9 protein-coding genes are annotated in these 10,617 nt (G+C 43.9%); 2 read left to right on the top strand and 7 right to left on the bottom strand.

The annotated features are described in order from the left end of the window. Positions 1 to 26: 26 nt before the first annotated feature. The 3 genes from D9A03_RS14440 to D9A03_RS14430 all read right to left on the bottom strand — a co-directional run bounded on the left by D9A03_RS14440 (position 27) and on the right by D9A03_RS14430 (position 2,170). Positions 27 to 554 (bottom strand): PAS domain-containing protein, encoded by a 528-nt coding sequence (locus tag D9A03_RS14440; RefSeq protein WP_162938172.1) that lies wholly within the window; start codon positions 552 to 554, stop codon positions 27 to 29. 185 nt (positions 555 to 739) lie between these two features. Next, entirely contained in the window at positions 740 to 1,585 is an 846-nt protein-coding gene (locus tag D9A03_RS14435; protein ID WP_120497919.1) for a fumarylacetoacetate hydrolase family protein, read from the bottom strand. A 177-nt stretch (positions 1,586 to 1,762) separates the two neighbouring features. After that, entirely contained in the window at positions 1,763 to 2,170 is a 408-nt protein-coding gene (locus D9A03_RS14430; protein ID WP_120497918.1) for a 2Fe-2S iron-sulfur cluster binding domain-containing protein, read from the bottom strand. A gap of 210 nt (positions 2,171 to 2,380) precedes the next feature. On the opposite strand from D9A03_RS14430, the gene D9A03_RS14425 reads away from it, so the two are divergent. Then, on the top strand, positions 2,381 to 3,037 hold the full coding sequence (locus D9A03_RS14425) for an O-methyltransferase (RefSeq protein ID WP_120497917.1): 657 nt from the start codon (positions 2,381 to 2,383) through the stop codon (positions 3,035 to 3,037). A gap of 399 nt (positions 3,038 to 3,436) precedes the next feature. On the opposite strand, the gene D9A03_RS14420 is transcribed toward D9A03_RS14425, so the two are convergent. The 4 genes from D9A03_RS14420 to D9A03_RS14405 form a co-directional block, all read right to left on the bottom strand. Further along, a complete protein-coding gene (locus D9A03_RS14420; protein ID WP_120497916.1) occupies positions 3,437 to 4,483 on the bottom strand; it encodes a cytochrome-c peroxidase in 1,047 nt (348 codons plus the stop codon). 570 nt (positions 4,484 to 5,053) lie between these two features. Further along, positions 5,054 to 6,034: an alpha/beta hydrolase gene (locus tag D9A03_RS14415; RefSeq protein ID WP_162938171.1), complete on the bottom strand. Its 981-nt coding sequence runs from the start codon at positions 6,032 to 6,034 to the stop codon at positions 5,054 to 5,056. Between the two features lie 28 nt (positions 6,035 to 6,062). Further along, complete coding sequence (locus tag D9A03_RS14410) at positions 6,063 to 6,227, bottom strand: DUF3012 domain-containing protein (RefSeq protein WP_120497914.1); 165 nt, start codon at positions 6,225 to 6,227, stop codon at positions 6,063 to 6,065. Between the two features lie 141 nt (positions 6,228 to 6,368). Further along, the gene (locus tag D9A03_RS14405) at positions 6,369 to 7,325 is read right to left on the bottom strand and encodes a PDR/VanB family oxidoreductase (protein ID WP_120497913.1); all 957 of its coding nucleotides are present in this window, start codon (positions 7,323 to 7,325) and stop codon (positions 6,369 to 6,371) included. A gap of 223 nt (positions 7,326 to 7,548) precedes the next feature. On the opposite strand from D9A03_RS14405, the gene D9A03_RS14400 reads away from it, so the two are divergent. Then, on the top strand, positions 7,549 to 10,515 hold the full coding sequence (locus D9A03_RS14400; protein ID WP_162938170.1) for a YdbH domain-containing protein: 2,967 nt from the start codon (positions 7,549 to 7,551) through the stop codon (positions 10,513 to 10,515). Positions 10,516 to 10,617 lie beyond the last annotated feature (102 nt).

Here is a 10,617-nt window from a genome sequence, read left to right as displayed (position 1 = left end):
TTTTAAATAGTTAAAGAGCATGCTCTTTAATGAACCAGAGTAGAGAAAAGGGGACTGGTTCCCCATTGTTGGTACGGCCATATTTCCGGTTCTTTCGAGAGATGGCATTGATCGGGCACAAGAGCCTTATTAAAGATCTGCTCTCGACAGCAAAGCAGCATATCGACTTTTTTCCCATCACTTGAAAGCGGCCAGATACAGCAAACAAAGGGCTGTTCTTTTTCGCCATACTTAAAGAAGCTGGGATAAGCCAGAGGTTCCCCTGTTTTGAGAACTTCCCGATAGGCAATACGCATCTTGTTGAGGGAGCCCTGTTCGGGGAAATCATCAAGATTGCGATTGGAAAAAGAACTACCTATACGCTCTTGAATATTACTACCTAGCAAGCGAACTTTGTAGATTGGATTAGGAGTATTTTCATTTTGCTCAACGTCAATCAGAGAAACGTCACCAAGAGCATAGTGAAAATCGAGCGGGTCAAGATCTTTTCGGGCAGGAAAAGGCCGTTGCTCTTTTTTCTTACTCCAATAGTTATGAAGTTTTTTCAAGGTCACTATCAACACTGGATCCAATTTTATGGGCGCGATTTCCTATCGTGCCGAAGGCTTGTTCATTTCTTATATCTAATTGGGAGCCAGTATTTATATTATTTAAGGCAAAACGGAAGCACAAATTTGTAGATCACATCCTTTTGATGTGTTTGTCGTAGAATAATTGCGAAATGTTAACGGGGAGATCTTTACGCAGAAACGGCTATTTGTTTTTGGATACCAAGGCCATCAATTCCAAGTTCCATTGTCATGCCTGGTTTCAGGAAAAGTGGAACCGGTTTTATCCCCATGCCGACACCAGAAGGTGTGCCTGTCAAAATAACATCCCCAGGGAATAGCGTCATAAAATGACTAAGATGGGCAATTGTTTCTGGAATACGGTGGACAAGGTTGCTTGTTGAGCTGTTTTGATAGCGCGTGCCATCAACTTTCAGCCAAATTGGAAGCATGTGGGGGTCCTCAATTTCATCTGATGTAACCAGCCACGGGCCGAGGGGACAAAAAGTGTCGTGACTTTTGCCTTTTACCCATTGTCCGGATCGATGCATTTGAAAATCCCGTTCTGACACATCATTTGCCAAACAGTAACCGGCGATATGATCCATAGCTTGATTTGTTTCGATGTATTTTGCTTTTTTACCGATGACGACGCCAAGCTCGACTTCCCAATCGGTTTTCTCTGAGTCCCTAGGGATTTCAACATTGTCATAAGGTCCAGAGATTGAAGATGTTGCCTTCATAAAAATGCGGGGTTCTGGGGTTGGTTTCGCGCCGACTTCTTTGGCATGATCGTGATAGTTCAGGCCGATACAGATGATTTTACCAACATTAGTGATACAGGGGCCTACCCTCTGTGTGCCTTCTACCAATGGCAAAGTGGCAGGGTCTATTTCCTTTATTTTTGAAAGAGCTTGAGAATTGAGATTCTTGCCGTTGATATCGTCAATGACTGCGGAAAGATCTCGGATATTTCCCTGCTGATCCAACAATCCGGGTTTTTCTTTGTCAATGGGGCCATACCGCAGTAATTTCATGATCTCTAGTCCCTTTTTATATCTTTGCGACTACAGTAACGTCAGAAATATGAAGAGACGATAGGAAAGTTTGGAAAAGATTTGTGACTGTTGGGCACGAAAGAGGTCATATAATTATATGAAGGTTGCAGAGGAGATGATCCTGTCAAAGGTCATCTCCTTGTTTCAAGTATACACTTAGAAGTCGATAACGACATCTCCCAACGGGTTGGAACAACAGGCAAGAACATAACCATCGTCGATCTGCTCTTGGGTAATGCCACCGTTGTGAACCATATGAACTTCACCGGAAACCTTTTTGACTTTGCAGGTTCCACAAACACCAAACTGGCAGGCGCTCGGAATATGAAGGCCTGTTTTCTTGGCGGCGCTCAGGATGGTATCGGACTCTTGAACTCGGGTGTCTTTCTTCGATTTTGTGAAGCTAACAGATGATTTCGCATCGTCATCAATGATGATGTCGTCGTGCTCTGGATGGTCTTCCTCTTCAATGATCGGCGCTTCAAAGTTTTCTTCATGGTATTGTTCCATGTTGAAGCCTGCCGTATTGAGAATATCGCGGACCGACTTCCCAATTATTTTCATAAAATCAAAAGATTAACGTCATGAAACACCTGGAGGAGTTGTCATTTTTAAGTTCATTTCTTAGGCCGATTTTATGAAACCCTGTCACTTGGGCGCCTTGAAAAACGACAGCGAGATCGACGTTTGCGACACTGTAATTTATGCTTGTGAAAATAGGTCGTTGCCATGGTAAAAGGTGTCGTGATTATTTGAAAACAATGGAATTTTTTTATGAATTCTCGCCATGTTTCTATTACGGATGAACTGCAAGAATATTTACTCAATTTTGGCGGGCGGGAAGATTCGCTACTAGCCCGATTGAGAGCAGAAACATTGCAAATGAGATTCGGCCATATGCAGGTGTGTCCGGAACAGGGGCAATTCCTGTTCTTTCTTGTTAAGATGCTAAAGGCCCGATCCGTTTTGGAGATTGGTGTTTTCACCGGCTACAGCAGTTTGTGTATGGCCAGGGCATTGCCTGATGATGGTGTACTGCTTGGGCTGGATAATCAAAAGAAGTTCACAGATATTGCCGAGGCCTTTTGGTTCGAGGCTGGTGTTGAAAATAAGATCGAACTCCGCCTGTGTGATGCCTTGGCAGAAGTCGCCAGATTGCAGGACAAGGGACTTGAGTTTGATTTGATTTTCCTTGATGCCGATAAAGAACGATATCCTGAATATTACGAGGCTTGCCTCAAAATTTTGAAGACAGATGGTTTGTTGGTGATTGATAATGTTCTTTGGTATGGAAACGTTGCCAAGGCAACTGTGAAAGAGCCCGTTACAGACGCTATCCGTCGATTAAATGAAGCTGTTGTTAAAGATGAACGGGTGGAAATGGTGATGCTTCCCTTTTCGGATGGCATGACACTCGTTCGTAAAAAATAAGCAAGTTTATCATATAAAAAATTGCAATATTCTCGCTTTAAAAAAGCTATCAAGGTTAAGTGCCGAAGTGGTCGAAATCTAATTGAGATTCTATCTTGGCTAAGGTGTGAGCACGAATAAGTAGCTTCGCAATACACCTAGAATGTGATGGAAGTCATTTCAGTCGAATTTGTAAGGGAGCACAAGATCGTGGAATTAGGGTTAGGATCGTTGGATTTCAATCCACTATTTCAGAAGCCTATTACCAGACCTGCGAAGAAAATGACATTTGATAAAACAAATAAAGGCCTCCTGAAATATACGAAATCCAGACTTGGTTTCTAATGATCAGCCAAGCTTGAATAAGTGGTATTGATAGGAGGCCTTTAAGTTGCGCCACTTTACGTTCGAGAAAAGTGGCTATTTAGGTAAAACTTCACCGTTCGGCCTTGGAGTACTCGACGTTTCCGCTGGTAAAACAGGGTAAATTACTTCAGGTAATGTTCCAGTAAGACTATTAAGGAAAGCCACGAGCTGCGTAGTGGTTTTTTCGTCAATCTCTTCTCCTAATTGGCTTTCTGCCATGATCTCGACTGCGACTTTCAGATCCCAAACTTTTCCGGAGTGGAAATAAGGCGCTGTTAGGGAAACATTACGTAGCGGTGACGCCCGAAAAACATACTCGTCATCCACTGTATCCGTTACTGAAAATCTGCCTTTGTCACCAACGGGAAGAACATCTGCGCCTGGTTTTTCAATCAGGCCAAATGGGTAATAACCATGCCCACCAACGTTGATTCCAGAATGACAAGAAGAACAACCCAGATCCATGAATTTTTCAAGACCAGCCAACTGTATCTCTGACATTGCAGCATCATCTCCATTCAGCCAAGCATCGAAAGGAGCGGGAGTAATGAGTGTTGCCTCAAATGCTTCAATCGCTTTTGCAAAATTGTCAAATGTGACTGGATCTGTTTCCCCTTTGAATGCAGATTCAAACCAAGTTACGTACTGAGGCATGGACTTTAAGGTTGCAATCACATTGTCTGGCGTATTGGCCATCTCTACCCCAGCCTGAACTGGCCCTTTTGCCTGTTCGGCGAGATCAGCGGCGCGACCATCCCAGAATTGTGCTTCATTGAAGACGGAGTTCAAGGCCGTAGGAGAATTTCTAGGGCCCTTTTGCCAGCCATGGCCAATAGAGGTTTCAAGATTATCATCTCCACCAGTAGCTAGATTGTGACAAGAATTGCAAGAGAACACGCCAGAAGCAGACATCCGTGGATCAAAAAAAAGCGCTTTGCCAAGTGCCACTTTTTCCTTGGTGATTGGGTTATCATTTACTGCAGGAATAGTTGACGGTAGCGGTTTGAAAGTTTCCAAGGCTACATCGCGTAATTCGTCGGCCAATGCCACCTGAGATATTGAGGCAAACAAGATACTGGTCAACATGAGTTTTGTGTTCATTGTTCTACTCCATATTAATAACTCGTTTCGATAACTATTCGATCTAAAAATTATTATGCCAATGATTTAGATCAATTCTAAAATAGGTATTTTTTCTATATATATTATTGGGATAGGTAGTGTTTGTGATCGATTTAATATCGGAGAGCACTATATCTGCGGCGAACCTAGAAAATAAATTTAAAGCCCACCAGAAATAGCGATAAACAGCGGCAACGAATCAAATGACACGTACGCAGCGGATCTTCGCGGTTAAATAAATATTAGCTACTTATAGGTGGCGGATTGAAACTGATTCACAGAAAACACTTGGCCCTCGACCAAGAGAAATTGTAGGAGTTTTCCGATAGTCATTATAACTGAAAATTCTAATTCTGGACTTGGTCAAAAGATAAGTTATGTATTGCTTAAATTTCTATAAGGGATGTCCGTGATAATATTAAATGGCGACTATAAGAGAGTGTCGTTTAAATCAGTCAAAATAAAACTGTTTAATCGAACATTTCGTTGGGAAAATAACGACCAGATTAGTGAATTTTAAAGTATCAACTGAGTATCGTAAGTTTTATTTCAGATAGACAAACTCTTTAGTGCTTGCACGATTCTGGCAAAGGCTTCAGATGCTCTTGGGCTGGTGTGTCGGGCGCGCAGCCAGCCATGCATCAGGCCGGGTTCGACGATGGATTTTACCTGAACACTCGCAACTTTCAGCTTGTCAGCGTAATCCGGACCGTCGTCTGCGAGGGGGTCAAGCTCTGCGGCACTGATAAAGGCAGCTGGTAACTTTGAAAAATCTTCCGCTTGGGCTGGGAAGATTTTGAAATCTTGTTTGTTTTCTTCGATGGCTTTATGCCCGAGATAATAGTCGATGAAGTTATCCAGATCGGATGTGCTGAACAAAGGTGCTTGTGCCTGTGTTGTGCGTGATGGCAGGTTTTCACTTGTTAGAGCAGGATAAATCAGCAACTGGCCTGCTAATGACGGAGCATTAAGCCCCAGAAGATTCATATCTCTGGCAATAAGGGCAACACTTGCAGCCAACGAAGCGCCAGCTGAATCACCCCCGATAATTAAACGATTACTATCAACACCAAATATTTTCGGGTTTTCTGTAATGGCCTGATAGACTGCCCAGCAATCGTCCAGAGCTGCCGGATACACATGTTCTGGGGCCAATCGGTAATCGACGGCGATGACCTGTACTTTTGCCTGACTGGCAAGATCAGCCGTAATGGCATCGTGACTATCAAGATCACCAAGTACCCATCCACCACCGTGAAAATACAAGAAAGTTGGAAGTTTAGTCGGCGTTCTTGGGTCTGCTTCTTCAATCGTTTCAATGGGGCGATAAACCCGGATAGGAATGTCACCTTCCGGGCCTTCGACAACGCCCTCGAGAATCTTAAGGTCCTCGGGGTGAGGGGTATTGTAATGCTGACACATCAGATTGTAACCGGCTCTGATATCCTTCAGGTCGGTTGTTCCTGGTATAGAAAAACTCTCTGATACCGAGACGAACTCCTGAAGTTCTTTATCCAACCCCTCACTCATAGGCATACCTTTGTAAAGTAGTGTGTGTTTATAGAATGCAGTGCTTTGCGAAATCAGCGGCTTCATTGGCTGACCAATCACCTTTTGGTTTTTCTTTCAGTGCATCACACCATTCTGTGCTACCAACTTCTGGTGAACAGGCGCTAAGACCTGTAATAAAAAGAGCGGCAAGAGCAAGTTTTAAGTAAGTCATAAATTCCCCCGAAATAGGTTATGAATGGGTAAAGGATTAAACTGCAAACATGATAGGTCAGAAAAACGTTTGATGCCACCTCGTGATTTTACTTAAGGAGAAAACATTGTTTTTTTACAGCCTAGTACAGTCAGCAACATCTTAAAGGTCCAGTGTCAGTGTTGGCGTTTTTGCTCTGGAGCAACAAACCATGATTTGTTGATTTTCCTGTTTTTCAGCTTCGGTTAAGATCATGTCACGGTGATCTGCCTCCCCGTCGATAAGACCTGTTTCACATGTGCCGCAAATACCTTCGCAACAGGCATGATCTATAAAGATTCCGTTTTCTTCCAGAACGCTGAGGATGCTTTTATCTGCGGGGATTTGTAAAACACGTCCCGTACTTTGAATGATGACCTCGAAACTGCCGTCATTGTCTCGCGGGCCAGTGTCTTCACTTGCTGAGAAATGTTCAAATCTAACGCTTTCTGCTGGCCAGGATCTCGTCGCTGATTTTACGGCACCCATCAACCCGGTTGGGCCACAACAATATATTTGCACATTTGGCTCTGCTCGTCCGAACAGGGTTAATGTATTCAGGGGGCCGTGAACATCATCATAGGAAAGCACCACGTGCTTCGATAATTCTGTTGACCTCAGCTCTTCAAGAAAAGCTGCACGTTGTTCATTGCGACAAGCGTAATAGAGTTGAAAAGGTTTACCGATGGCTTTCAGCTGGCGCGCCATGGACATGATCGGGGTAATGCCAATTCCGCCAGCAATCAGCTTATAGCGTTGGGCTGTCTCATCTAGCTCGAAATTATTTCTGGGTGGAGAAATTTCGACTTCATCACCGACCTTGAAGTGATCGTGGATGAGGCGTGATCCTCCACGGCCTTGCTCTTCTTTTTGAATGCCAACGACGTATCGGTTTCTCTCATTGGCAGAGTTTGACAGGGAATACTGCCTGATCAGATCATTAGGCAGGAAAAAATCAATATGTGCACCGGGGGAGAAGGGGGGAAGAGGTTCGCCGTCGGAGCTGACAAGTTCATAGGTTTTGATGTTGAGGGCTTGATCCTTGATTGCATTAATAAGAACCTTGATCCTCTGTGCCATAGCCTCACGTGCTCCTGAAATATTATCTATCTGCTTATGTTTAGGTGTGCTCTCATCAGACAAGGTACAATATGCGACATGGCTTTACCATAAAGTGTTCTGGATTAAGTGTTTGTTTCCCTATGAAATTTTTACCTGATTATTCTAAAGTATGAAATGAATAGTGACTTTCCTCCGACGCTTCCTGTGTTAATCTGAGGATATGATTGCAGGAAAAAATAGCTTGAAAAAATGGGGGCTTAGGCTCTTGTGGTTCGGGGCCGTGATGCTTTTGATTGGCGGTTCCGCAATCTATTATCGTCTCTCGCTTGCTCAGTATCTATTGGATCAGGTAGCAGACAATTTGGTAGTACCCGGTTTTTTTGCCGAAGTTTCTGAACTATCCCACCATGAAGTTGTCGTTCAGGACATAGTCATTGGTGACGAGCGAGAGATTACCCTTGATCGTCTTGTTTTGACCTATGATCTGATCGATTTGTGGCAAGGGGGTGAGTTGGCGGTTGATATCGATCGTTTATTCTTGTCGCTTGATGTCACTGGTCAAGGGCCTGTTTTAGGATCTTTGGACAGTTTGTTTGGATCTGAAGGGCAAACAGAGTCTCAATCATCTTTACCTGTACTCCCTTTTAGGCCCGCACTTAAAATCAATAATAGTAATCTTCAAATTATGACTGATCTGGGGGCTGCGCAGTTGCCCTTTGCTGTCGAAGTCAGGGGGCATTCGGAAGATGATCTGCAGGGATGGATTAGCTTTGAAGGGGGCCATCTGGCCGATTATGAACCGGAAGAATTTTATCTCGGAGCTATTTTTTCAAGTTCTGACCTGCAAATTGACTGGGATATCAAGTGGCAGAAGGTTGGTGTTTCAGGGGAAGGTGCGGCATCCTTTTTTCTGGATGACCCCGGCCTGAATTGGAATGCTTTCGGAGATATAACAGGTAATATTCCAAAGGCTTTTTTGCCACCAGATATAGAACGTACCCGGGTAAAGGTTAATCTGGATGGTGTTGGCCAGATTGATACGGGTGAGGTCCAGCTCTCAAGATGGCGAGAGGCAATCAATCCCCTGATGCTTCATCTGGGGCAAGCGACAGTGAACTTGATTACAGATCTTTGGGCAGAGGGGCAGCTGATTTCAGGAGCTCGTTTTGATGGGCAAATACCCTTAAAGCTTATACAAAAAGGTCCCGAGACCGAAATTGGCCTTGGAGAAGTTGGGCAGTTCAATTTAAAGAATTGGGCCACCGATGAAACAATTCCCCCTGCCATAAAACAAATGTTCGGTCCGTCCTTATCCGGGGAAATCGACCCTGCCGAAACGATCATTACCTTTAACCTGAATGATGAACAGCCTGTTACGGGTAGGATTGGGGTTACAATCCGCGGAGAAACACCTGTTGAGATAACGTCTTTGATGCAGGCAACGGGAAGAATCAGTCGAGGATATGACCAAGTACAACTCGAAAATGCGGCTCTTGATGTCAGAGGAAGAGCACTAGAGTTTGCTGGACATAAAATATCTGACGGATCCTTAGCTATCAATCTCTTGAAAGGCGCTTCAGAAGGTTGGCGGGGTGACTGGAGCGTGAAAACAGAGGGTGTTGATAATACTCAGTCTAAAGAACAGCAAGATTATCTTCTCAATGCTACACAAAGCAAAGCACAAGGGGGGCTAGCTTTAGATGGAGAGAAGCTGATATTCATCGGTGGTGAGGGACAAATCAAGCTTGCAAAGTTCGAAGTTCCTGGTGTTATTCGAACTCAGGCCAAAGAGGTCTTCTCTTTTAAGGATTTTCAGAGTGAGCTCCAACTTCTGCCGGACGCGGCAGAAAATGCTGTTGAACTCAAAAGTGTTTCTGGTGATTTTCGTGCTAAAGCGCTGAAACTCAATCTGGTCAAAGAAAACAATGATATTATTGTTTCTAATTTTTCGAGCAAACTTCGAGGACGCGAGGGGGATAAATGGCATATCGGGACAACAATATCTGAAATCGAATTGCCGGATCAAAAGTTAAAGATCAACGCTATTCGTAATGATGTCACCACGCCTTTCTTTCAACTGACCAGCGATTTTGATGTTAAGAAACTTTTTCTTGATGGCTTGTTCGAAGCTAACATCAAACCGGAAGATCCCGAGCTTGCTTTACCTGTATTTACCTTTATGGGGAAGACTTCGGGGCCATTGGAAAAGACAGATCTGTCTGCTGATGTGAAGCTTCTCGAGGGTACACAGTTATTGAACCTTGTCGGGAATATGGATTTGATTTCACTTGATGGAAAGATTGAAGCGGCTATTCCTCAGATTTCCTTTAGTGAAAATGGGATCCAACCGAAGATATTCACCTCGCATCTGTCTGATCTAAAGGTCAGTGATGGCTCGGTTTCCGGGCGTGTTGAGCTGGATCTCAACAAGGGTGTTCCCGATGGGCACGGGTATTTGAATGTGGATCTATCCGACGCAGAGATTAATGAACTTCCTTTCAAGAATTTGGTCGGGCGATTTTTCTTTCAAGGCATAGCAGAACTAGTCTTGCCGCCCGGTCAGAAGCTTGAGGTTGCATCTTTTGATGCGGGAGTACCAATTTCAAATATAGAATTGGTGTTTGGTATAGAGTCCAAAGAGGATGATTTTATTGTTGATCTCCGTAACGCCGGATTGATGATCGCGGGGGGGAATCTTGGTTTTGAACCGCAAAAAATTCCAGTTCTCGCAGATCGAAAATCGATACTTCTACAAGTAGAAAAGTTGGATTTAAAAGAGCTTTTTACCTTGATTGGGCGCGAAGATCTCAGTGGTACAGGGCAGCTTACGGGGCAGATCCCTATTAAGTTTGAAGGGGAGCAAATTATTATTGAAAAAGGCGCTTTGGCGACGGAAGGGCCGGGAGTTTTACAAATTCGTTCGCAGTTAATCGCGGATGCCTTGGCAGCAGGGGGGGAACAGGTCGAGCTCTTGGTGAAAGCTTTGCAGAATTTTGAATACACAGAACTCACATTGGATATTGATAAGCCAATCAACTCTCCAGCTCAGGTAAGTTTGGGCATTAGTGGCGCTAATAAAGACGTTCTCGACGGGCATCCTTTTCGATTGAATATTAATCTTGAAACCAAGGTAGAACCTTTGCTTGAGGTCCTTTTGCAAGGGCAAAAACTTTCACAAGGGTTGGTTTCGGGGCTGTTGAATAAATAAGCAATAATAATGTTTGAAATGGTATCGAAATCGCAAGCGGGCGTAAAAATGCCTTTCCCTTGCCTTATTTCGATGACTATTCTTCAGAGAATTTAATGACTA

Source organism: Kiloniella sp. EL199, assembly GCF_900313065.1.
GTDB lineage: Bacteria > Pseudomonadota > Alphaproteobacteria > Kiloniellales > Kiloniellaceae > Kiloniella.
The sequence above is the reverse complement of the archived record's forward strand: the minus strand, read 5'-3'. Positions and strand labels throughout refer to the sequence as shown.

Excerpts from the sequence above, each read along its gene's own strand:
- D9A03_RS14415 (WP_162938171.1), bottom strand. The coding sequence starts at position 6,034 with ATGAGTGAGGGGTTGGATAAAGAACTTCAGGAGTTCGTCTCGGTATCA.
- D9A03_RS14430 (WP_120497918.1), bottom strand. The coding sequence starts at position 2,170 with ATGAAAATAATTGGGAAGTCGGTCCGCGATATTCTCAATACGGCAGGC.
- D9A03_RS14435 (WP_120497919.1), bottom strand. The coding sequence starts at position 1,585 with ATGAAATTACTGCGGTATGGCCCCATTGACAAAGAAAAACCCGGATTG.
- D9A03_RS14425 (WP_120497917.1), top strand. The coding sequence starts at position 2,381 with ATGAATTCTCGCCATGTTTCTATTACGGATGAACTGCAAGAATATTTA.
- D9A03_RS14420 (WP_120497916.1), bottom strand. The coding sequence starts at position 4,483 with ATGAACACAAAACTCATGTTGACCAGTATCTTGTTTGCCTCAATATCT.
- D9A03_RS14410 (WP_120497914.1), bottom strand. The coding sequence starts at position 6,227 with ATGACTTACTTAAAACTTGCTCTTGCCGCTCTTTTTATTACAGGTCTT.
- D9A03_RS14405 (WP_120497913.1), bottom strand. The coding sequence starts at position 7,325 with ATGGCACAGAGGATCAAGGTTCTTATTAATGCAATCAAGGATCAAGCC.